The following is a 22,493-nucleotide window of genomic DNA, read 5'->3' as shown; positions in this document are numbered from 1 at the left end:
GGCTCAGTCGAGCTTCGCGCCGGAAACCTCGACCAGCCGCCGCCAGAGCGGGATCTCGTCGCGGATCTTCCCGGCCAGCGCCCCGGGGCTGGCCGAGGTGGCGACCCGGAAGCCGGTCGGGCGCAGGCGCTCGGCCAGCGCGGGGTTGTCGCCGGCCGCGCGCACGGCGGCGTTCAGCCGCGCCAGGGTCTCGGGCGGGGTGCCGGCCGGGGCCATCACGGCCTCCCAGGCCTGGATGTCGTAATCCGCCAGGCCGAGGTCGCCGAACTCGCCCATGGCCGGCACCTGCGGCAGCGCCGGCAGCCTCTCCCGGCTGCCCACCGCGAGCGGCAGGGCGTCGCCGGACTCGATGAGCGGCGTCAGGCCGGGGGTCAGCTCGAACATCATGTCGATCACGCCGGCCTGCAGGTCGGCCACCGCCGGCGCGCCGCCGCGATAGGTCACCATCAGCAGTTTCGCCCCGGTCGCCTGCTGCAGCGCCGCCACCATGAAATGCGCGGTCGTGCCGACGCCGGCATAGCCGAAGCGCAGCTGCTCCGGGCGTTGCCGCGCCCAGGCGACCAGGGCGCGGAAGTCGGTCCAGCCCTCCTCCCGCGCGCGGGCCGGGTTCACGCAGCACACCACCGTCCCGGCGCTGACCTGCGAGACCGGCGCGAAGGCGGTGTCCGGGTCGAAGGGCAGCTTCGAATACAGCGCCTTGTAGGCGCAGAGCGTGGTCATGCCGATGACGCCGAGGGTGCCGCCATCCGGCCGCGCCTTCGCCACCGCATCCGCGCCGACGATGCCGGCGGCGCCGGAACGGTTGTCGACCACCACCTCCTGCCCCAGCGCCGGCCCCATCCGCTCGGCGACCAGCCGCCCGACCATGTCCACCGCCCCGCCCGCGGCATAGGGCACGACCAGCCGGACCGGCCTGCCGCCGGCGATGGGCTGGGCGCGGGCGAGGAGCGGCGCGGCGAGGCCGCCGAGCAGCACGGCGCGGCGGGTGGCGGCGGGGGCCGTGATCGGCATGGCGGTGGTCCTGCGGTGGTGGGGGGTCCCCGCCTCAGCGCCAGCGGCCCGCCCGCGTTCCCGCCGCTCAGGCCCGCCGCAGCCGCCGCCAGAGCGCGATGGCGGCGAAGGACAGGCCGATCACCAGCACCGAGACGCCGGTGGTGAGCGTGCCGAGAGCATAGATCTCGGGCGTGGTCACCGTGCTGGTCAGCCCCTGCAGCTCGAGCGGCAGGGTATTGGTGTCGCCGATCGCCTGGGACGACCGCGCGATCTCGTCCCAGGACAGGGTGAAGCCGAACAGCGCCACGCCGACCAGGCTCGGCCCGATCAGCGGCAGCACCACATGGCGGAAGACCTGCCAGGGGGAGGCGCCGAGGTCCCGCGCCGCTTCCTCGAGCTGCGCGGGAAAGCGGTTGAAGACGGCGAACATGATCAGCAGGCCGAAGGGCAGCGTCCAGGTCAGGTGGGCGCCGAGGCCGGAGGTGAAGAGCCCCATCGCGGTCGCGTAGTCCGCCAGCCATTCGACCTGCCAGGCCTCAGCCAGCGCCTTCACCGTGTCGTCGACCAGCCGGAACTCGAGCGCGATGCCGAGCGAGACGACGATCGAGGGCACGATGAGGCTTGCCACCGTCAGGTGGAACAGCAGGGACTGCCCAAAGAAGCGCCGGCGGAAGGCATAGCCGGCCGCGAGCGAGATCAGCGTGGTCAGCACCATCACCACCAGGCCGAGCTTCGCCGAGCGGCGGAAGGAGGCCCAGATATCGATGACGCCCGCGCCGCGCCACAGCGTCTCGTACCAATGGGTGGAGAAGCCCTGGAGCGGGAAGGTCAAGCCGCCCTCCGGCCCCTGGAAGGAGAGCACCAGGATGGTCAGCGTCGGGCCATAGAGGAAGACGACGAAGACCGTGAAGAAGAGGGCGAGCAGCCAGAAGCTGCCGGGGCGGCGGTCTTCCATCGGCTAGAGCTCCCGCCGGATGTCGACGAGCTTCGTCATGATGGCGATGATGATCAGCACCAGGGCCAGCAGCACCACGGCCTGCGCCGCGGCGGCGGGGAACTGCAGGTAGGACATCTGCACCTGGATGATCTTGCCGACCGAGGCGATCTGCTGCCCGCCCATGACGCCGATGGTGACGAAGTCGCCCATCACCAGCACGATGACGAAGATCGAGCCGATGACGATCCCGGGCTTGGCCAGCGGCACCACCACGTGCCAGAGCGTCTGCCAGCCGCTGGCGCCGGCATCGCGCGCCGCTTCCAGCAGCCGGTGGTCGATCCGCATCATGCTGTTGAAGACCGGCACGACGACGAACAGCGTGTAGAGGTGGACGAAGGCCAGCACGACCGAGAAGGGCGAGAACAGCAGCCAGTCCTGCGGCGCATCCGCCAGCCCGGCGCCGACCAGGAACTGGTTCACCGCGCCCTCCCGCCCGAGCAGCGGGATCCAGGAGATCATGCGGATGACGTTGGACGTCAGGAAGGGCGCGGTGCAGAGCAGGAAGAGCCCCATCCGCACGCTGTCGGAGCGCACGTGGAAGCAGAGGAAATAGGCGACGGTGAAGCCCAGCAGCAGGGTGATCGCCCAGACCATGCCGCAGAGCCTGAGCGTCGAGATGTAGGTGCGGAAGGTGGTGCAGAGCCCGTTCGAGAGGTCGCCGCAGCCCTCGAACATCTCGACGTAGTTGCGCCCCGTGACGTCGGGCACCAGCGAGTATTCGGTGTAGTTCCACAGGCTGACCACGCCGGTTGCCAGCAGCGGGAAGACGAAGAAGAACAGCAGCACCAGTCCCAGCGGCGTCGCCTGCAGCAGCGGCGCCCAGGACCGGCGTGCGGGCGGTGCGGCCGCGGCGATGACGGGGGCCGGCGAGACCGCCGGCCCCTCCATCGCCAGCGCAGCCGCCGGCCCGTCCGCTTCACGGCTCCGGTGGGACGGCGGCGCTGCCGCCGTCCCCTCCGCCGACCGCACGGGATCAGGCAGCGATGAACTCATTCCATTTCCTGACCATGTAGTCGTTCTCGTCCATCACCGCGTTCCAGCAGGCGACGCCGCCCATCCGGGCCTCGTAGCTGCCGCCGTCGCGGACCGAGCCGGCCTTCTCCATCACGGTGCCGTCCGGCGCCTTGATGTCCTGCTCGGCCGGCTTGCCCTCCATCCAGAAGGCCCATTCATAGGGCTGCATGTTGGCCTTCGCCGTCGACAGCACGGCGGAGTAGTAGCCCTGCCGGTTGAGAAAGGCGCCGGCCCAGCCGGACAGGAACCAGTTGATGAAGTCGTAGGTGGCATCGAGCTTCTTGCCCGTCAGCGTCTTCGGGATGCCGAAGCCGGCGGCCCAGGCGCGGTAGCCCTCCTTCAGCGGCTGGTAGACGCAGGGCACGCCCTTGCTGCGCACCGCGGTCACCGCCGGCGACCACATGGACTGGATGACCACCTCGCCCGAGGCCATCAGGTTGACGCTCTCGTTGAAGTCCTTCCAGAAGGCCCGGAACTGCCCGGCCCGCTTGGCCTCGGTCAGCACCTTCATGGTCAGGTCGATCTCGGCCCGGGTCATGTTGCCCTTGTCGGCATATTTGTGCTGGCCGGTCGCCTCGACCACCATCGCCGCATCCATGATGCCGATCGAGGGGATGTTCAGCAGCGCCGCGCGGCCCTTGAACTCGGGGTTCAGCAGGTCGGCCCAGGAGGTCACGGGGCGGCCGATCTTGTCCGGCCGGATGCCGAGCGTGTCGGCGTTGTAGGTGGTCGGGATCAGCGTCATCCACTGGGTCTGCTCGGTGGCGAAGCTCTTCGCCTCGCGCGCCGGCAGGAAGCTGACCTTGCGCGGCGCGGTGCCCTGGTCGCCGATCTTCCTGCCGCCGATCTCGCCCTTGGTGAAGACCGGGGTGATCTGGTCGACCAGCTTGATCCGCTTCGCATCCATGCCGTGCAGGTTGCCGGACGGGATGATCTTCTTCAGCATCCAGTATTCGCTGTCGAGGATGTCGAAGCTGTTCGGCTGGGTCACCGCCCGCCGCACCACGTCGTCGGACGTGACCGGGACGTATTCGATGACGATGCCGAGGTCTTCGCGGACCTTGTCCTTGATTTCCTTCGACTGGTTCACCGCGGTGCCGACGTAGCGCAGCACCACCGGCCCCTGCGCATGCACCGCCGGCGCCGCCAGCGCCGCGGCCGCGGCGCCCGCCGCGGCCTTCAGCGCGTCGCGCCGCCCGAAGCCCCTGGTCTCCATCGGTCCCCTCCTCAGCTCGGCCCGGCCGCATCGGCAAGCGGGCGGATATCGGCCTGGTCCCAGGCCAAAGACACGGACTGGCCGGGCTCCACCGGGCGCGCATGCAGCGCGGCCTCCGTCAGCGCGACCGAGTATTCCTCCCCCGCCGTGCCGGCGAGTGCGACGGCAAAGCCGGTGCCGGTGTACTCGACGCCGACGACGGTCGCCGGCAGGCCGGCCGCGCCGATTTGCGTGCGGTCGGACCGCACCGCGATCTGCCCCCCATCGGCCAGGGCGAAGACGTTGTGGCCGCCCATGAAGCGGGCGACGAAGGCGGTGCGCGGCCGGTCGAACAGCTCCTCCGGCGTGCCCTGCTGCTCGATCCGCCCGGCCCGCATCAGCACCACCAGGTCGGCCAGCGCCAAAGCCTCGTCCTGGCTGTGCGTCACGTGGACGAAGCTGATCTGCAGCTCGCGCTGGAAGCGCTTCAGCTCGGCCCGCACCCGTCCCCGCAGGAAGGGGTCGAGCGCCGAGAGCGGCTCGTCCAGCAGCAGGGTCGCCGGGTTGGTCACCAGCGCCCGGGCCAGCGCCACGCGCTGCTGCTGGCCGCCGGAAAGCTGCGCCGGCAGCCGCGCGGCGAAACTGTCGAGCTCCACCAGCCGCAGCGCCTCGGCCGCCTTGGCGTGGCGCTCGGACTTGCCGACGCCGCGCATGCGCAGGCTGAAGGCGACGTTGTCCAGCACCGAGAGATGCGGGAAGAGCGCATAGGACTGGAACATCATCGCGGTGCCGCGGCGGGCCGGCGGCAGGCCGACGATGGGATGATCGTCCAGCAGGATGTCGCCGCTGGTCGGGTTCTCGTGCCCTGCCAGCAGCCGCAGCGTGGTGGTCTTGCCGCAGCCCGAGGGTCCGAGCAGGCAGACATAGCTGCCGGCGCGGATCCTGAGGTCCAGCGCATCGACGGCGATCGCGCCGCCGGGAAAGCGTTTGGTGACGGCGGCGAATTCGATCGCGCCGCGCGCCTTGGCGACGGATGGGCGCAAGGTGGTGGTGCCGTACAGGTCCGCGATCTCCGGCTGGCCCACCACGCCGGTGGGGCAAAGGTCCTAGCAGCATGCGTGCCAGGGTACGGGCCAGCATGCGGGCGCCGCCGGGCCTTCGGAAAGCCTTTTCGATCGCGGGCTCATGGCCCGGCTTGCCCAGCCTTGCGGCAGGCTGCCGGAAACCTCGGCAATCCGGTGGGGCGGCCCCTAGAGCGGCCGCGCCGGCACCCCGCCGACCGTCGCGCCGGCGGGGATGTCCCCGCAGACCGCGGCACCGACGCCGACCACGGCGGCCTCGCCGATCGTCACATAGGGCCGGCAGGCCGCCCCGGCCCCGACCACCGCCCGGGCCCCCACCCGCACCCCGCCCGGCAGCACGCTGCCCGGGCCGCAATGCGCGCCCTCTCCCAGCTCCACGTCATGCTCCAGGATCGCCCCGGTATTGACGATGCAGAAGCGCCCGACCCGGGCGCAGGCGCCGAGCACCGCGTGCGGCAGCACCACGCTGCCCTCCCCCACCACGGCGCTGCCGGCCAGGACCGCCGAGGGATGCACCAGCGCCGGGAAGCCGAAGCCGAGCGCGCCGAGCCGCAGCGCCGCCGCCAGCCGCAGCGCCGGATCGCCCAGCGCGATGCAGGCCAGGCCGACCCCGGCGCGGCGCAGGCCGGGCAGCGCCGATTCGTCGCCCAGCACCGGCACGCCGAGCATCGGCGCGGCATCCGCCCTGGCATCGACCAGGCCGGCGATCTCCAGCCCGCCGCGGGCGCGGATCAGCTCGATCAGCGCCCGGCCGTGGCCGCCGGCGCCCAGGATCACCAGTTTCGTCATGGGGTCCGTCACAAGTTTTTCGGGCAATCGCGCCTCCCGCGCACGCCGGGCCATCTCCTGCGTTGGCGAACCGGCCGGTTCGGCCGATATTGCCACGAAGACCAACCCCCGGGGGCGGAGCGGACGCATAGGCATGCCAAGCAGCGAATGGGAAATCCCGTCGGACCTCCAGCCGGACCCCACCGAGCATGAGTTCGACCTGGACCAGGTGCTGCGCTCGGTCGTGGCGGTGAAGGCGATGGTGCCGGCGGATGCCTTCACGGCGCAGACGCTCGGCACCGAGCGGATCGGCAGCGGCGTGGTGATCCGGCCGGACGGGCTGATCGCCACCATCGGCTACATGGTGACCGAGGCCGAGGAGATCTGGCTGACCACGCATGATGGCCGCGTCATCCCCGGCCATGCCCTGGCCTACGACTTCGAAACCGGGATCGGCCTGATCCAGGCGCTGGGCAAGCTGAACCTGCCGGCCCTGCCGCTCGAGACCGGCGAGCTGCCGCGGCCGGGCGATACCTGCGTCTTCGCCAGCGCCGGCGGGCGCAAGCACGCGTTGCGCTGCACCATCGCGGCGCGGCAGGAATTCGCCGGCTATTGGGAATACCTGCTGGAGGACGCGATCTTCACCGCGCCGGCGCATCCCTCCTGGGGCGGCGCCGGGCTGATCGGGGGCGACGGCAAGCTGCTCGGCATCGGCTCCCTCGTCATGCAGCAGCAGGACGGCAAGGGGCGGCGCGTCGACCTCAACATGGTGGTGCCGGCCAGCCTGCTGCCGCCGATTCTCGGCGACCTGCTCTCCTACGGCCGCCCCAACAAGCCGGCGCGGCCCTGGCTCGGCCTCTATGCCACCGAGGACGAGGACGGCGTGCTGGTCAGCTCCATGGCCCGCAACGGCCCGGCCCAGAAGGGCGGAGTGCAGGAGGGCGACCGGATCGTCTCGGTGGGCGGCACCAAAATCGCCGACCTGCCCGGCCTCTGGCGCGCGGTCTGGGCCTGCGGCACGGCCGGCTCCAGGGTGCGCCTGCAGATCACCCGCGATGCCGCGCCGCGCGAGGTGACGCTCGCCTCGGTCGACCGGCGCAGCTTCCTCAAGGCGCCGCGGCTGCATTGATGCAGGATCTCGGCGCGCTGGCCCTGCGCCGGCAGGCGCGGCGGCTGCTGGCGCCCTGGGACCGGGCGGGCAGCCCCGGCGCGACGCTCGGCCTGGTGCGGGACGGCGCGCTGGTGCTGCAGGAAAGCGCCGGCGCGGCAAGCCTCGAGCTCGGCATCCCGATCGGTCCGGAGACCCGCTTCCGCATCGCCTCGGTCAGCAAGCAGTTCACCTGCGCGGCGATCCTGCTGCTGGCGGAGGAAGGCCGGCTCTCCGTCGGGGACGACATCCGGCGGTGGCTGCCGGACCTGCCCGACCTCGGCGCGCGGATCGGCATCGACCACCTCATGCGCAACTGCTCCGGCATCCGCGACATGCTGGAGCTGATGCGGTTGGGCGGCACCGACCTCCCGCACCCCGTGAAGCCCGGGCACCTCATGGCGGCGATCCGCCGGCAGCGCGGGCTGAATTTCGAACCCGGCACGCGCTTCCTCTATTCCAACAGCGGCTTCCTGCTGCTCGGCCGGATCGTCGAGGCGGTGGCGGGCGAGGCGCTGGGCGCCTTCCTCGAACGCCGCATCCTCGCCCCGCTGGGGATGACCCGCACGCGGCACACGCCGGGCGTGACCGAGGTCGTCCCCGGCCTCGCCACCGGCTACGTCCCGCAGGGCGACGGCTTCATCCGCGCGCAGCACGGCTTCCCGCTCGGCGGCGAGGGCGGCCTCGTCTCCTGCGTCGAGGACCTGGCGCTTTGGGACCGCAACTTCACCAGCGGCACGGTCGGCGGCGCCTGGCTGCCGGCGGCCCTGGCCGAGCGCGCGCCCTTCGCCAATGGCAGGCTCAACCTCTATGCCCGCGGGCTGGAGGTGACGACGCATCGCGGGCTGCGGACCGAGAACCACAGCGGGCTCTGGCCGGGCTACCGCACCTACTTCCTGCGCGCGCCCGAGGCGGGCGTCACGGTCATCGCCATCGCCAACCATGGCGGCATCGATGTCCACCATCTCGCGCACCAGCTGCTGGACGCGGCGCTGGAGGGACGCCCCGGGCTGCATCCCGTCCCCGCCCTGCCGCCGCGCCCGGCGCTGGAAGCGCTGGCCGGCCGCTGGCTGGCCCCGGAGACCGGCACGACCATCGAATTCGCGCTCGACGCCGCCGGCCGGCCCACCGCCACCCAGCACGGCCTGCCCTTCGCCCTGGCCGCCGGGGAGGACGGCCGGCTGGTCGCCCGCCGCGGCAGCTTCCCCTTCGCGTTCTCGCTGCCCGAAGGCGGCACCCTGGCGCTTGAGACCGACGCCGGCACCGTCACCCAGTTCCGCCGCGCCGCCGGGGCGCCGGTTCTGCCGGAGGGACTGGCCGGCACCTATCGCTGCGCCGAGCTCGACGCGAGCTGGACCCTGGCGCCGGAAGGCGATGGCCTGGCGGTACAGGTCCGCGGTCCGCTGACCGCCGCCGGCCCCTGGCCGGTGCAGCCGATCGAAGGCGACTGTTTCCGCATCATGACGCCCGCCACGATGTTCCAGGGCTGGGTGGATGCGAAGCTGGCCCGCGACGCGGCCGGGCGGATCGCCGCGCTGGTCGTCAGCGGCGGGCGGGTGCGCGGCATGCGCTTCGAGCGGCAGGGGTAAGGAAGGCCGGGGGAGAAGGCATTCTCCCCCGGACCCCCTCATCCCTTTCCGGGAATCGGCACCCGCTGCGCGGCGGCAGCCAGACCCACGGAAAACAGAGGTGGGGTTTGGGGAGGCAATGCCTTTTCCCCCCCAATCATCCGCCTATCACCATGCCGATCCGGCATAGCATCGGCCCGCCATGCGCCGCTTCCTCGACCAGCGCCTGAAACTCAACCTGCTGCGCGTCGCCGACGCGCTGGAGACCCATCGCAGCCTGCTCAAGGCCGCGGCCGTGCTCGGCGTCGGTCAGCCCGCGCTGACCCGCAGCCTGCAGGAGCTGGAAGCCGTGACCGGCGAGCGGCTCTTCGAGCGCCATCCGCGCGGCGTCCGCCCGACGGCGGCGGGCCTGGTCATGGTCCGCCTCGCCCGCCGCATCCTGGCCGAGACCCGCCGGGCGGAGGAGGAGCTGGACCGCCTGGCCAGCCCCGGCGCCGGCAGCGTCGCGGTCGGCGCCCTGCCGGTCGCTTCCGTTGGCGTGCTGCCGGGCGCGCTGATCCGGCTGCGCGCCGCCCACCCCGCCCTGCAGATCCGCATCCAGCAGGGGCGGATGGAGGACCTGCTGCCGGCGCTGGCGGCCGGCGAGATCGACCTGATCCTGGGCCGGCTCTACGCCCCCGCCGTGGCGGACGGCTTCCAGCGGGAGGCCTTGTGGGAAGAGCCGATCAGCATCCTCGCCCGCGCCGGCCATCCCGTCCTGGCCGCGCTTTCCGCCGAGGCGCTGCGGCGCTGCGAGCTGGTGCTGCCGACCATCAGCCAGCGCGTCGGCCAGGAGATCGACGCGCTGCTCGGCGCGCTCGGGCTCTCGCCGGCGCTGCCCATGCGCTCCTCCTCCTACGGCTTCATCCGGGAGATGCTGCTGGCGACCGACATGGTCTCGGTCATGCCGCGGCTGATGATGGCGGGCGACCTGCTGCGCGGCACGCTGCGGGTGGTGCCGCTGCCGGTCCCGGCGCCGCCGCGCCCGGCCGGGCTGGTGCTGCCGCGCGACCGGCCGCTGCCGGCGGCGGGCCTGGCCTTCGTCGCGGCGCTGCGGGCCCACCTGGCGGAGCTGGATGCGGCGATGCCCGCCGCCATGCCCGATGCTGATGGGAAGCGCCGAAGAAGCGATAGGACGCGGCCACGGGGCGGCGGCTAGTCTGCCGGCCAGCGAAGGAACCTCCAGCATGACCACGCGGCTGCCGCCGGAACCCATCATGGACGTCGCGCATCTCGGCCATGTCGAGCTGCTGACGCCGAAGCCTGAGGACAGCCGGCGCTTCTTCACCGAGGTCATGGGCATGACCGAGAGCGGCCAGCAGGGCGACAGCGTCTTCCTGCGCGGCTGGGACGACTACGAGCGCTACTCGCTGCAGCTCACCGGCGCGGCCACCTCCGGCCTCGGCCACGCCGCCTTCCGCACCCGCAGCCCGCAGGCGCTGGAACGCCGCGTCGCCGCGCTGCTCGCCGACGGCGTCGCGGTGGCACGCCACGACGACAGCCTCGGCCACGGCCCCGGCTTCCGCTTCCGCGACCCGGCCGGCCACCTGATCGAGCTCTACCACGCCACCGAATGGTACGAGGCGCCGCCGGAACGCCGCCCCGCGCTGAAGAACCAGCCGGAACGCTACCCCGCGCGCGGCGTCAATCTCCGCCGGCTCGACCACTTCAACACGCTCGGCCCCGATGTCCGGGCGGCCCGCGAATTCTACCAGCGCAACCTCGGCCTGCGCTGCACCGAGCGCATCGAGCTGGACAGCGGGCTCGAGACCGGCATGTGGCTGACCGCCACCAACAAATCCTACGACATGGCGATGGGCCGCGAACCCGACGGCATCCCCGGAAGGCTGCACCACGTCACCTTCGCCCTCGACAGCCGGGAGGCGATCCTGCAGGCCGCCGACACCTTCCTCGAGGCCGGCGTGCACATCGAGAACGGGCCGCACAAGCACGCCATCCAGCAGACCTTCTTCCTTTACGTCTACGAGCCCGGCGGCAACCGCATCGAACTCGCCCATTCCGGCGCGCGCCTGGTCCTGGCGCCGGACTGGAAGACGATCACCTGGACGGAAGCCGAGCGGAACAAGGGGCAGGCCTGGGGGCTGCAGCTCGGCGAGAGCTTCCGGACGCATGCAACGCCGCCCAGCAGGTAAGCAAGATTGGGGGAAGGTATTCCCCCAGACCCCCATCTATTTTTGTGAGTCCGCAGGCTTCAACGGGAGGGACCAATGACCAACACGGCGCTTGTCGTATCCGCCCATTCCGCCGATTTCGTCTGGCGCGCCGGCGGCGCCATCGCGCTGCACGCCGCGAAGGGCTGGCAGGTCACGGTCGTCTGCCTCTCCTATGGCGAGCGCGGCGAGTCCGCGAAACTCTGGCGCCTGCCGGGGATGACGCTGGACCGCGTCAAGGCCGAGCGCGAGAAGGAAGCCCGCGCCGCGGCCGAGGTGCTCGGCGTGCACGACATCCAGTTCTGGGACCTCGGCGACTACCCGATCACCCTGACCAATGACTCGCTGTTCCGCCTGGTCGATGTCTACCGCAACATCCACCCGGGCTTCGTCCTCACCCACAGCAAGGAGGACCCCTACAACCGCGACCATCCCGCGGTGTGCGAATTCGCCCAGCACGCCCGCATCACCGCCCAGGCGCATGGCCACAACCCGCACCAGAAGGTGCTCGGCGCCCCGCCGGTCTTCCTCTTCGAGCCGCACCAGCCCGAGCAATGCGGCTGGAAGCCGGACGTCCTGCTCGGCATCGACGGCGTCTGGGAGAAGAAGCGCGCCGCCATCGAATGCATGGCCGGGCAGGAGCACCTCTGGGAATACTACACCCGCGTCGCCCAGCAGCGCGGCGCCCAGGCCGCCCGCAATTCCGACAGGGCGATCAAGTACGGCGAGGGCTACCAGTCCGTCTTCCCGCATGTCGTCGAGACGCTGGGATGAGAACCCTCCGGGCGGCGATCGGGCGCACCCCGCACACCGCCGCGCTGCTCGACGGGCAGGTCGCCTCGCCCCTGCTACGGCTCGAGGATGCCGGCATCGCGCCGATCAGCCGCGCCTTCGCGCCCATGGTGCGGGAGGCCCGCTTCGATGTCTCGGAGATGGCGATCGCCACCTTCCTGCAGGCCCGCGCCTGGGGCAAGCCGCTGGTGCTGCTGCCGGTCGTCCTCGCCGCGCGCTTCCAGGAAGCGGCGCTGCTCTGCCGCGCCGATGGCCCCATCCGCGGCCCCGCCGACCTCGAGGGCCGCCGCATCGGCGTCCGCGCCTATAGCCAGACCACCGGCATGTGGCTGCGCGGCACGCTCGCGGACCGCTTCGGGCTGCGGCCGGAAGCCATGCGCTGGACCACCTTCGAGGACGCCCACGTTCCCGAATGCCGCGACCCGCCCTGGGCCGAGCGCGCCCCGCCGGGCAGCGACATGCTGTCGATGCTGCGCGACGGCCGCCTGGACGCGGCGATCTTCGGCAACGACACCCCGGCCGGCGGCGATCTCCGCACCGTCTTCCCCGACCCCGCCGCGGCGGGGGAGGCCTTCCGCGCCGCGCATGGCTTCACCCCCGTGAACCACCTGCTGGTGGCCCGGCGGCCGCTGCTGGAGGGCGACCCGGCGCTTGGCCCCGAGCTGGTCCGGCTGTTCCCCGCCGCGGCGACCGACCGCGGCTCGCTCGCTCCTGCGCTGGCGCTCGCGGTAGGCTATTGCGTGGAACAAGGGCTGTTGCCGCACCCGCTGGCGGCCGAGGATATCTGGGCCGGGCTGCCATCCGCCGTGGCGTGAGCGGCCCGACAGGAAGGACAAGAACGATGACCCAAGCCACCCGCCGCGCCCTGCTGTCCGGCGCCGCCGGCCTGCTGGCCGCCCCCGCCGCGCTGCGGGCGCAGGAGCCCAACTACCCGAGCCGCCCCGTCACGGTGGTGGTGCCCTGGGCCGCCGGCGGCTCCACCGACGCCTTCGCCCGCGTGCTGGCCGGGCGGCTCTCGACCGATCTCGGCCAGGGCTTCGTGATCGACAACCGCACCGGCGCCAACGGCACCATCGGCCTGACCTCCGCCGCCCGGGCGCGGCCGGACGGGCATACGGTGATCGTGCTGCCGAACAGCACCTATGCCGTCGCGCCGCACCTCTACCCCTTGGGCTTCGAGGTCGGGAAGGCCTTCGCCGGCGTCGGCCTGCTGGTCTCGATGCCGATGTTCATGCTGGTCGGCAGGGCCTCGCCGGCGAAGACCCTGGCGGATTACGTCGCCATGGCGAAGCAGCCCGGCGCCAAGCTGACCTATGCGAATTCCGGCATCGGCGCGACCAGCCACCTGGCGACCGAGATGCTGCTGCAGGCCGCCGGGATCGAGGTCGCCGATGTCGGCTATCGCGGCGGCGGCCCGGCGATCCAGGGCGTCGTTGCCGGGGAGACCGGCATGCTGTTCATGCCGGCCGCGGCGGTGATGGGGCTGATGGCCTCCGGCGACCTGCGCGCGCTTGCCGTCGCCTCCCCCCGGCGCAGCCCGCTGGCGCCGGAGGTGCCGACCTTCGCCGAGCAGGGCTACCCCGCGGTCGAGATCATCGAGCACATCGCCATGCTGGCGCCGGCCGGCACGCCGCGGCCGATCCTCGAGACGCTGAACGCGGCCTGCCGCGCCGCGCTGACCGCGCCCGACATGAAGCCGGCGCTCGACCGCCAGGTGGTGACGCCGGAGGCGCGGCCGCTGGCGGAATGGCCAGCCTACCTCGCCGCCGAAAGCCGCAGGATGGCGGAGATCGTGCACGTGCGGAACATCAGGATCCAGTAGCCGGATCGCCGGGAGGGCGGCTTGCATTCCGCGGGCAAAGCCGTCATATCCGGCGCCGCGCCTGGGTAGCTCAGCTGGTTAGAGCACGGCACTCATAATGCCGGGGTCGCCGGTTCAAGTCCGGCCTCAGGTACCACCCTTTCGCAGCCTCCCCATCCCGGGATGCGGCAGCGCAGAACTCCTCCTTTCCCGAATGCCGGCCGACCGATGATCGGCAGCCGGTCCGTCGCGCGGGGACTCCCGCGCGGCGGCTGGCCTGGCTTCAGCTGACGTCCTGCGTCGCGCCGCGCGGCAGCCGCGCGACGACGCGCACCCGGCCGGCGTCATGCTCCATCGCGCCGCGGATATTGGCGCCCCAGAGGATCAGCGCGCTGCCGAGGGTGAAGGTCAAGAAGCCTCCGATGAGGGAGACCATGGTCCTGCTCCTTGCCGGCCGCTGCGGGGCGTGGCGCCCGATGCGTCCTCGCCGTGCGGCCCGGTCGGAACAAAGATGGGGTGCCGCGTGCGCCGCGGCCCCGGCATGGAAGCCGCGCAGCCATGCGGCAATCGCGGTTCAGGCGGCGGCGACCGCTCCCAACGCGCGGCGCATGAAGCCGCCGCCCAGCACGCGGTCGCCATCGTACAGCACGCAGGCTTGGCCCGGCGCGGCGATCGCCACTTCCGCCGGCGTCACCCGCAGCAGCCCGGCCGCGGCATCCCAGGCCACCTCGGCATCCCGCGGCATCTCCCGCGCGCGGAGCTTCACCTGGCAGCGCAGCGGCGTGGCCGGGGGCGGCACCAGCCAGTTCATCTCGCCGACCTCGACCACCGCCCGCGGCAGCGCCTGGCGCGGCCCGACCACCACCCGGCGGGTCCCGGCCTCGACGCCGGTGACATAGAGCGGCTCCGCGCCGTCGCGGGAGGCTTGGCCGAGCCCCCGCCCCTGCCCCACCGTGTAGCGGGCGATGCCCTGGTGGCGGCCGAGCACGCGGCCGTCGAGATGCACGATCTCCCCGGCCTCCGCCGCATCCGGCCGGTGCTTCGCCACGACGTCGTGGTAGCGGCCCTGCGGCACGAAGCAGATGTCCTGGCTGTCCGGCTTCTCCGCCACCGCGAGGCCGAGCCGCGCGGCGACCGCGCGCACCGCCGCCTTGTCCGGGTAGTCGCCGAGCGGGAAGCGGCTGAAGGCCAGTTGCTCCGGCGTGGTGGCGAAGAGGAAGTAGCTCTGGTCCCGCTGCGGGTCGGCGGCGCGGTGCAGCTCGGGGCCGGCGGGCCCCTCGACGCGGCGGACGTAGTGGCCGGTCGCCATCGCCTCGGCGCCGAGGTCGCGGGCCAGGCCGACCAGGTCGTGGAACTTGACCGTCTGGTTGCAGCGGATGCAGGGGATCGGCGTCTCGCCGCGCGCGTAGCTGTCGGCGAAATCCTGCACCACGGCGTCCCGGAAGCGGCTCTCGCGGTCCAGCACGTAATGCGGGATGTCGAGCCTGTCGGCGACGCGGCGGGCATCGTGGATGTCCTGCCCGGCGCAGCAGGCGCCGCGGCGAGCTGTGGCCGCGCCATGGTCGTAGAGCTGCAGCGTGGCGCCGATGACGTCATGCCCCTGCTCGCGCAGCAGGCCAGCGACGACGCTGCTGTCCACGCCGCCCGACATGGCAACCAGGATGCGCATCAGATGTGGATCTTCACGTAGGCCGCCATGTGCCCCGCGGCGGCATCCAGCCCCTGCTGCCAGAACCGCGCCTCGAGCCGCGCGGCCTCCGAGAAGGTCGCGCTGAGCGAGGCGAAGCGGGCATGGCCGCCATGGCTCTCGCCCAGCGCGTCGATCCGCGCGGCGGCCGCCTTCGCCATGGCCTGGTAGCCGGGATCGGCATAGGTATCGATCCAGGACTGGTAGGCATTGCCCTCCGCGCGCCGGCGCGGGTCGGCCAGGATGCGCAGCGCCACCTCCCCGTAGCCGACCGTGCAGGGGGCGAGCGCCACCTCGAGGTCGAGGATGTCGCCGGCCAGGCCCCGGTCGATGACGTAGCGGGTATAGCTGACCGTCTCGGCGCTCTCGGGCGTCGCCCGCACCTCGGCCTCGGGGATGCCCCAGCCCTCGCAGTACTTCAGGTGCATCAGCGTCTCGGACAGGATGGCGGCGATCGCCGCCGTCTTGTCGCGCATCGCCTCGATGCTCTCGGCCTTGAAGACCGCCAGCGCCTTGGCCCGGGCGAAGTGGATCAGGAACAGGTAGTCCTGGATCAGGTAGCGCCGGAAGGCCGGCAGCGGCAGCGTGCCCCGCGAGATCCCGTGGACGAAGGGGTGCCAGGTATAGGCCTGCCAGTCGGCGGCGCAGGCCTCGCGCAGCCGGCGGAACAGCCCGCCTTCGCGGCCGAACCCTTCCTCCCAGCTTGCCATCCTATCCACCGGCGTTCCGCGTGCCGGCCGGCAGCTTCACCACCAGCCCGTCCAGCGCATCCGTCATGATCAGCTGGCAGCCGAGCCGCGAGGTTTCCTGCAGGTCGAAGGCGAGGTCGAGCATGTCCTCCTCGTCCTCGGTCGGCTTGGCCAGCTTGCCGAACCAGGCGCCGTCCACCACGACATGGCAGGTCGAGCAGGCCAGCGAGCCCTCGCAGGCGCCCTCGATGTCGACGCCGTGCTTGTGCGCGATCTCCAGGACCGAAAGGCCGAGCGGCGCGTCCACCTCGCGGCGCGTGCCGTCGCGCTCGATGAAGGTCATCCTGGGCATCTTATTCGCCTGCTCCGCTTGCGCTCGCGGCCCGCCAACCCTCGGCAAGCGCTGCCGCGGCCCGGTCCACATCCGCGGGCGAGGTAAAGCGGCCGATCCCGATCCGCAAGGTCGCGCGCGCCTCGGCCTCCGGAATCCCGAGCGCGCGCAGGACGTAGGACGGCTCGACCGCGGCCGAGGAACAGGCCGAGCCGGTCGAGACGCAGACCCCGGGCGCCGCCTGCATGATGCCTTGGGCATCCACCGGCCCGGGGAAGGTCAGGTTCAGGTTGCCCGGCACCCGCGCCGCGCGGCTGCCGTTCACCCGGATGCCGGGCACCCGCGCCTCCAGGCCCCGCAGCAGGATGTCGCGCTGCTCCGACACGCGCCCGGCATCGAGCATCCCCTCGATCGCCGCGATCCGCGCCGCTTCCCCGAGCCCGACCACCAGCGGCGCCGGCAGGGTGCCGGAGCGGAAGCCCCGCTCCTGCCCGCCGCCGGAGAAGAGCGGCGCCAGCCGCACCCGCGGCCGGCGGCGGACGTACAAGGCGCCGATCCCCTTCGGCCCGTAGATCTTATGGCCGGACAGCGAGAGCAGGTCGGCGCGGATCGCCTCGACGTCGAGCGGGATGCGCCCGGCGGCCTGGGCGGCATCGGTGTGGAACAGCGCCCCGGCCTCCCGGGCCAGGGCGCCGATCGCCGCCAGGTCCTGCACCACGCCGATCTCGTTGTTCACCGCCATGACGCTGACCAGCAGGGTGCGGTCGTCGACCGCCTGCCGCAGCCGGTCGAGATCGGCCAGCCCGTCCGGCCCGACCGGCAGGATGGCCGGCTCGAAACCCTCGGCGGCCAGGTCGCGGATACTCTCCAGGACGCATTTGTGCTCGGTCGCCAGCGTGACGATCCGCCGGCGCTCACTGCCCTGCTGCACGGCGAAGCGGGCGGCGCCCTTGATCGCCAGGTTGTTGCTCTCGGTGGCGCCCGAGGTCAGCACCACCTCGCGCGCCTCGGCGCCGATCAGCTCGGCGATCTCGGCCCGGGCCTGCTCGACCGCCTCCTCCGCCGCGCGGCCCATGGCGTGCTCGACGCTGTGCGGGTTGGCGAAATTCTCCTCCCACCAGGGCCGCATGGCGGCCAGCACGCGCGGGTCGACCGGCGTGGTGGCGTGGTTGTCGAGGTAGATCGGGCGGTTCGGGCGCATGGCCGGAAGATGGCGCGGCGGGGCGGCGCTGGGGAGGGGTGCGGCCGGAATGGCCGGCATGCCGGGGCCGGGGATGCGGTTTTCGGACAAAGCCCGCGACGCGCAGAGCGACCGTCCGCGGCGGGCGGACCGGGCCGCGAATGCCGTTTTCGGACAAGCCCCGGGGGCCGGACGGGAAGCGGCATGGCCGGGCGGCAGGCGGCGCGAGTGGCGGGATGCCGACATGGCCGGGCCCTTCCGCAGGCGGCCCGACCATATCAGGAAAATATTCTTCTTTCCAGTCCCTAAGCTGCCCCGGCCGCCGTCACGCCGCCCGTTGCGCCAGCCTGTCCCGCATCGCGCCCCAGGCAGCCAGGAACCGCTCCGGCGCATCCTCCGCCGCATCCCAGGGCAGCGAGACGCGGATGCCGCAGCCGGCCAGGTCGCCGAAACCCATGGCCGCCAGCACCGGGCTGCGCCCGACCTTGCCGGAGGAACAGGCCGCCCCCGCCGAGACGCGCACCCCGGCGAGGTCGAGGGCGATCACCTGGGTTTCCGCCGCCACCCCGGGCAGGATGATGCTGCTGGTATTCGCCAGCCGCGGCGCCCCGGCGCCGGCGATGATGGCCTCGGGCGCCAGCGCGGCGATCCCGGCCTCGATCCGGTCGCGCAGCGCGCCGAGCCGGGCGGCATCGGTCGCCGCGCGCGCCGCCGCGGCCAGGCCGGCGATGGCCGGCAGCGGCTCCGTCCCGCCGCGCCGGCCGCGTTCCTGCCCGCCGCCGGCGATCAAGGCCGGGACCTCGAGACCCGGCCGCAGCAGCAGCGCCCCGGCCCCGGCCGGGCCGCCCAGCTTGTGGCCGGAGATCGCCAGCGAATCATGGTCCGCCGGCAGCGCCACCCGCCCGGCCGCCTGCACCGCATCGACATGCAGCAGCGCGCCCCGCGCCCGGCAGAGCGCCGCGGCCCTGGCCAGCGGGTGTAGCACGCCGGTCTCGTTGTTCGCCGCCATCAGGCAGACCAGGGCCGGGCCGCCGGCGGCCAGCAGCGCCTCGAGCGCGCCGAGATCGACGGTCCCGTCCGGCCGCACCGGGATCACCGCGGCGCCCGGGGCCGCGGCCAGCACCGCCGGATGCTCGGTCGCGCCCACCAGCACCCGCCGGCCGCGGCCGAGGCCGGCGACCGCCAGCGCATTGGCCTCGGTCCCGCCGCCGGTGAAGACTAGGTCCTGCCCGCGGGCGCCGAAGCGGGCGGCCACCGCCTCCCGCGCCTCCTCCAGCCGCCGGCGCGCGGCGCGGCCCGCGGCATGGACCGAGGAAGGGTTGCCCCCCGCCTCCAGCGCCGCGACCGCCGCTGCCCGGGCTTCCGGCCGCAGCGGCTCGGTCGCGTTGGCATCCATATAGAGACTGTCCACCGCGAGCGGCCGGCGCTACTGCGCCGCCTCCGCGATGGTCGGGTCCGCGTCCGCCGCGGCGGGCATCGCCTCGGTGCGCGGCATCACCGCGCGGCCGGCGATCCGGCCCTCGACCACGTCGGCCAGGGTGACGTGCGCCAGGAACAGGCGGATCTGCTCGCCCAGTTCGGACCAGAGGTCATGCGTCAGGCAACGTTCGCCGCCGAGGCAGCCGGGCGAGCCCTCCTCGCAACGGGTGGCGCGGATCGGCTCGTCCACCGCATCGACGATCTGGGCGACCGTGATCGCGGTTGCCGGCCGGGCCAGGCGGTAGCCGCCGCCGGGCCCTCGGGCGGATGCGACGAGGCCGGATCGGCGCAGGTGGCCGAAGAGCTGCTCGAGATAGGCGAGCGAGAGCAGCTGGGCCTGGGCCAATTCTGCGAGACTGACCGGCCTCCCAGGTCGCGCATCCGTGACGCATCCCTGCTGCCTCGCGGCCAATTCGACCATGGCCATGACGGCATATCGCCCACGGGTGGAGAGACGCACTGCTTGGCCCCCTTGAACGGCGATAGTTCGTATACCGGAACACAGGTCCGGCGCGGGAAACATGGGCGCCCTTCCTTGATTCCGTTATGAAACTCGGTTTCGCATCTCTATATTCGGACGGCCGCGGGGGTCGGGAGACTGCCCCGGGGCGACTGGACGATCACGGTAACCGAAGTCTCCGGCCTGCGCGCCTCGAGCGGCGTCGGTCCGGAAGGCTAGATTCCCCGACTTCCACAGTCAACCATTGGGGAATTGGGGGCTCGGCTCATCCAGTGGGTGATGCTCCCAGGCTCCTCTCGGCATCGTGTCATGATGCCGAAGGGAGCCTGGGCGTTGTCAGCTAGGTCTCCCCCACCAAGCGCCTCGGCGCGCTCGGACTGCCGGCGGGAATGCTTTTCCTCGCCGGTATGCCGGACGGGCCAGGCTTAACCGGAATTGGACCCACGGGACGATGCCTGAGGTCATGTTCGCCGGCCCTGATGGTCGGCTCGAAGGCCGTTACCACCATTCGAAGCAGGCCAACGCGCCGGTGGCGTTGCTGCTCCACCCTCACCCGCTGCATGGCGGGACGATGAACAACCGGGTCATTCACGCCCTGTACCAACGTTTCCAGGGCATGGGGTTTTCCACCCTTCGATTCAACTTCCGGGGGGTTGGCCGCAGCCAGGGCCGCTATGACGGCGGGATCGGCGAGATCTCCGACGCCGCCTCGGCGCTCGACTTCCTCCAGGCGGTGAACCCGAACGCGCATAGCCTCTGGGTCGCCGGCTATTCCTTCGGCGCCTATGTCGGCATGCAGCTGCTGATGCGGCGGCCGGAGATGGGCGGCTTCGTTTCCATCGCCGCGCCGGCCAGCCACTACGACTTCGGCTTCCTCGCCCCCTGCCCCTGCAACGGGCTGATCTACCACGGGACCGACGACGAGCTGGTGCCGGAAAGCTCGGTGAAGAAGCTGGTGGACAAGCTGAACACCCAGCGCGGCATCACCATCGACTACCGCGTGCTGCCGGGCGCGGGCCATGTCTTCACGCCGGAGGAGACCGAGAAGGTTGTCGACGCGGCCGAGGACCACGTCAACTCCCGCATGAACCGCAGCCGGATGGCGCTCGCCGCCGACTGAGCCGCCGGGGTTCCGCCAGGATACGGCCGGGGGACTTGCCCCCGGCCGTCGCCGCGGTGCAACCTGCGCGCGCCAAGCGCGACGGAATGCCATATCCCTCCCGCCAGCGGGCGCGTCGGCGGAGGAGGGATGGCATGGATACGAGTAGGGCGCCGTCCCCTTCGCTGGCCTTGCCGCAAGCCGGCAGGTCCGCGGCGCCGGACGCCGCGCCGCGTCGCCCGCCCGCCCGCTTCCGCACCCACCTGCTCCGCCTCGCCCTCGCCACCGGCCTGCCGCTGGTGGCGCTCGCCGTCGGCCTGACCTGGTGGGTCGCCGCCGGCGAACGCAACGTCGCCATGCGCGCACTCTCCCGCAGCGCCGAGTCGCTGCAGGCCGATCTCGAGCGCGAGCTGCGGATCACCGGCGTCGTGCTCGACATCCTGGGCACCTCGCCCAGCCTGGACGCGGCGCTGGCCGGCGAGGCGAACGGCGCGGACGCCGCAGCCTTCCTGGCCCGCGGCCGGGCGGTGATCGACCGCACCCCCACGGCGCTGCACAGCATCGTGCTGGTCGACCTGCAGGGACGGCCGCGGGCCAATACCCTGCTGCCGCCGGACACCGCATCGCCCGGCATCGACCAGCTGCGCTTCCCCGACACGCCCGCGGCGCCGAACGACCCCAGGATCTATTTCGCCAAGTTCTTCCGGGCCCCGGGGAATTACATCTCGCCGCTCTACCTCGGGCCGAACGCCGGGCGGCCCTTGATCGGCGTCACCCGGGTGGTCCGCCGCGACGGCCGGCCGGTCGGCATGCTCGCCGCCAATATCCTGCCGAGCAGCCTGAGCGAGGCGCTGCGCGGCCAGGAATTGCGGCCTGGCTGGATCGCCACCCTGCTCGACGCCCGCCACCTGGTCATCGCCCGCACGGCGCAGGAGGAGGCCTTCTTCGCCCGGCCCGGCATGGACTGGATGGTCGATTTCCAGCGCGGCGCCGAGCGCTCGGCGATGGTGCGGGCCCTCGCCCGCGACGGCACCCCGATCTATGCGGTGCTGCGCCGGCTGCAGCGCGGCAATTGGGTGCTGGCGCTCAGCGTCCCCCGCGCGGTGATCGACGGGCCGCTGCGCCGCGCGGTGCTGGTCGCCGCCACCGGCGGGGCCCTGGCGGTCGCGCTGGCCGTACTGCTCGCCCTGGTGCTCGGCGCCCGGCTGGGGGAGGAAGTGGAGGCGCTCGGCCCCGACGCCGCCATGGTTGCCCGCGACCAGCCGCCGCCCCTGCGCGCCCCGCCCCGGGTGCGGGAGGTGGCGCGGGTCCGCCAGGCCCTGGCCGAGGCCGGCGCCGCGCTGCGCGCCCGGGCCGCGGCGAAGCGGGAGGCGGAGGAACACCTGGTGCTGCTGCTGCGCGAGGTCGACCACCGCGCCAAGAATGCGCTGGCGGTCGCGCTGTCGCTGATCCGGTTGGCGCCGCGGGACGTCCCGCCGGCCGAGTTCGCCGCCGCGGCGGAGGGCCGGATCACCGCCATGGCCCGCGCGCATGCGCTGTTGGCCCGCGGCGCCTGGACCGGGGCGGAGCTGCAGGCGCTGGCCGAGAGCGAGCTGCCGGCGCATGCCGGGCAGGTCCGCCTTTCCGGCCCGCCGGCCCGGCTCTCGGCCGAGGCGGTGCAGCCGGTGGCCATGCTGCTGCACGAACTGGCGACCAACGCGGCCAAGCACGGCGCGCTCTCGGTGCCGGGCGGATCGGTGCGGATCGAATGGCGGTTCCTGGCCGCCGACCGGGCGCTGCGGCTCGACTGGGTGGAGGCGGGCGGGCCGCGCCTGGCCGGCGCGCCCTCGCGGCGCAGCTTCGGGCTGCGGCTGATGACCCAGCTGGCGGAGCGGCAATTGGCCGGCCGGCTCGCGCTCGACTGGGCGCCGGACGGGCTGCGCGCCGCGCTGACCCTGCCGGCGGCGCGCGTCGCCCCGGACGGCACCCCGCTGGCGGCGGCGCCCACGACCCGGCCGGCCG

At 72.7% G+C, this 22,493-nt stretch carries 22 protein-coding genes and 1 tRNA gene; 10 read left to right on the top strand and 13 right to left on the bottom strand.

Features of this window, described 5'->3' with window-relative positions:
- Positions 1–3: 3 nt before the first annotated feature.
- From E2C06_RS27380 to E2C06_RS27355, 6 genes are all read right to left on the bottom strand, one after another.
- Positions 4–1,011: a Bug family tripartite tricarboxylate transporter substrate binding protein gene (locus E2C06_RS27380; RefSeq protein WP_133291764.1), complete on the bottom strand. Its 1,008-nt coding sequence runs from the start codon at positions 1,009–1,011 to the stop codon at positions 4–6.
- A 67-nt stretch (positions 1,012–1,078) separates the two neighbouring features.
- Complete coding sequence (locus E2C06_RS27375) at positions 1,079–1,948, bottom strand: ABC transporter permease (protein ID WP_133291763.1); 870 nt, start codon at positions 1,946–1,948, stop codon at positions 1,079–1,081.
- A 3-nt stretch (positions 1,949–1,951) separates the two neighbouring features.
- On the bottom strand, positions 1,952–2,983 hold the full coding sequence (locus tag E2C06_RS27370) for an ABC transporter permease (protein ID WP_241671498.1): 1,032 nt from the start codon (positions 2,981–2,983) through the stop codon (positions 1,952–1,954).
- Positions 2,964–4,220 (bottom strand): ABC transporter substrate-binding protein, encoded by a 1,257-nt coding sequence (locus tag E2C06_RS27365; protein WP_133291762.1) that lies wholly within the window; start codon positions 4,218–4,220, stop codon positions 2,964–2,966. The genes E2C06_RS27370 and E2C06_RS27365 overlap by 20 nt, the downstream gene beginning before the upstream one ends.
- An 11-nt stretch (positions 4,221–4,231) precedes the next feature.
- Positions 4,232–5,287: an ABC transporter ATP-binding protein gene (locus tag E2C06_RS27360; RefSeq protein WP_370451490.1), complete on the bottom strand. Its 1,056-nt coding sequence runs from the start codon at positions 5,285–5,287 to the stop codon at positions 4,232–4,234.
- A gap of 162 nt (positions 5,288–5,449) precedes the next feature.
- Positions 5,450–6,070: a NeuD/PglB/VioB family sugar acetyltransferase gene (locus E2C06_RS27355; RefSeq protein ID WP_165982697.1), complete on the bottom strand. Its 621-nt coding sequence runs from the start codon at positions 6,068–6,070 to the stop codon at positions 5,450–5,452.
- A 133-nt stretch (positions 6,071–6,203) separates the two neighbouring features.
- Here E2C06_RS27355 and E2C06_RS27350 point away from each other — a divergent pair, with 133 nt between their 5' ends.
- The 8 genes from E2C06_RS27350 (at position 6,204) to E2C06_RS27315 (ending at position 13,724) form a co-directional block, all read left to right on the top strand.
- Complete coding sequence (locus tag E2C06_RS27350; RefSeq protein WP_133291760.1) at positions 6,204–7,178, top strand: S1C family serine protease; 975 nt, start codon at positions 6,204–6,206, stop codon at positions 7,176–7,178.
- A complete protein-coding gene (locus E2C06_RS27345; protein WP_133291759.1) occupies positions 7,178–8,785 on the top strand; it encodes a serine hydrolase domain-containing protein in 1,608 nt (535 codons plus the stop codon). Before E2C06_RS27350 ends, E2C06_RS27345 begins: the two co-directional genes overlap by 1 nt.
- Before the next feature lie 181 nt (positions 8,786–8,966).
- Complete coding sequence (locus tag E2C06_RS27340; RefSeq protein ID WP_133291758.1) at positions 8,967–9,962, top strand: LysR substrate-binding domain-containing protein; 996 nt, start codon at positions 8,967–8,969, stop codon at positions 9,960–9,962.
- A 28-nt stretch (positions 9,963–9,990) separates the two neighbouring features.
- The gene (locus E2C06_RS27335; RefSeq protein ID WP_241671497.1) at positions 9,991–10,956 is read left to right on the top strand and encodes a VOC family protein; all 966 of its coding nucleotides are present in this window, start codon (positions 9,991–9,993) and stop codon (positions 10,954–10,956) included.
- A gap of 75 nt (positions 10,957–11,031) precedes the next feature.
- Positions 11,032–11,748 (top strand): PIG-L deacetylase family protein, encoded by a 717-nt coding sequence (locus E2C06_RS27330; RefSeq protein WP_133291757.1) that lies wholly within the window; start codon positions 11,032–11,034, stop codon positions 11,746–11,748.
- Complete coding sequence (locus E2C06_RS27325; protein ID WP_133291756.1) at positions 11,745–12,581, top strand: substrate-binding domain-containing protein; 837 nt, start codon at positions 11,745–11,747, stop codon at positions 12,579–12,581. Before E2C06_RS27330 ends, E2C06_RS27325 begins: the two co-directional genes overlap by 4 nt.
- A 26-nt stretch (positions 12,582–12,607) precedes the next feature.
- Positions 12,608–13,588 (top strand): Bug family tripartite tricarboxylate transporter substrate binding protein, encoded by a 981-nt coding sequence (locus E2C06_RS27320; protein WP_133291755.1) that lies wholly within the window; start codon positions 12,608–12,610, stop codon positions 13,586–13,588.
- A 59-nt stretch (positions 13,589–13,647) separates the two neighbouring features.
- Positions 13,648–13,724: transfer RNA gene (locus tag E2C06_RS27315), tRNA-Met, on the top strand.
- Between the two features lie 126 nt (positions 13,725–13,850).
- Here the strand turns inward: E2C06_RS27315 and E2C06_RS37955 are convergent.
- The 7 genes from E2C06_RS37955 to E2C06_RS27285 all read right to left on the bottom strand — a co-directional run bounded on the left by E2C06_RS37955 (position 13,851) and on the right by E2C06_RS27285 (position 19,456).
- A complete protein-coding gene (locus E2C06_RS37955; RefSeq protein ID WP_165982696.1) occupies positions 13,851–14,003 on the bottom strand; it encodes a hypothetical protein in 153 nt (50 codons plus the stop codon).
- 138 nt (positions 14,004–14,141) lie between these two features.
- Positions 14,142–15,236, bottom strand: a complete 1,095-nt coding sequence (gene mnmA / locus E2C06_RS27310) for a tRNA 2-thiouridine(34) synthase MnmA (RefSeq protein ID WP_133291754.1) — start codon at positions 15,234–15,236, stop codon at positions 14,142–14,144.
- Positions 15,236–15,964, bottom strand: coding sequence for a TenA family protein (locus E2C06_RS27305; protein WP_133291753.1), 729 nt, complete (start codon positions 15,962–15,964; stop codon positions 15,236–15,238). Before E2C06_RS27305 ends, mnmA begins: the two co-directional genes overlap by 1 nt.
- 1 nt (position 15,965) lies before the next feature.
- A complete protein-coding gene (locus E2C06_RS27300) occupies positions 15,966–16,295 on the bottom strand; it encodes a ferredoxin family 2Fe-2S iron-sulfur cluster binding protein (RefSeq protein WP_133291752.1) in 330 nt (109 codons plus the stop codon).
- A gap of 1 nt (position 16,296) precedes the next feature.
- A complete protein-coding gene (locus E2C06_RS27295) occupies positions 16,297–17,475 on the bottom strand; it encodes a cysteine desulfurase family protein (protein ID WP_133291751.1) in 1,179 nt (392 codons plus the stop codon).
- A gap of 304 nt (positions 17,476–17,779) precedes the next feature.
- Complete coding sequence (locus tag E2C06_RS27290; protein WP_133291750.1) at positions 17,780–18,850, bottom strand: cysteine desulfurase family protein; 1,071 nt, start codon at positions 18,848–18,850, stop codon at positions 17,780–17,782.
- Between the two features lie 30 nt (positions 18,851–18,880).
- Complete coding sequence (locus tag E2C06_RS27285) at positions 18,881–19,456, bottom strand: Rrf2 family transcriptional regulator (protein ID WP_456305191.1); 576 nt, start codon at positions 19,454–19,456, stop codon at positions 18,881–18,883.
- A 388-nt stretch (positions 19,457–19,844) separates the two neighbouring features.
- Between E2C06_RS27285 and E2C06_RS27280 the strand changes: the two genes are divergently transcribed.
- The gene (locus E2C06_RS27280; protein WP_133291748.1) at positions 19,845–20,513 is read left to right on the top strand and encodes an alpha/beta hydrolase; all 669 of its coding nucleotides are present in this window, start codon (positions 19,845–19,847) and stop codon (positions 20,511–20,513) included.
- Positions 20,514–20,647: 134 nt separating this feature from the next.
- On the top strand, positions 20,648–22,493 hold a 1,846-nt coding region (locus tag E2C06_RS27275; RefSeq protein WP_193560513.1), incomplete at its 3' end, for a sensor histidine kinase.

The organism is Dankookia rubra, assembly GCF_004355005.1.
Lineage (GTDB): Bacteria > Pseudomonadota > Alphaproteobacteria > Acetobacterales > Acetobacteraceae > Paracraurococcus > Paracraurococcus ruber_A.
Note: the sequence above shows the minus strand (reverse complement) of the source record. Positions and strands in the feature narration are given on the sequence as shown.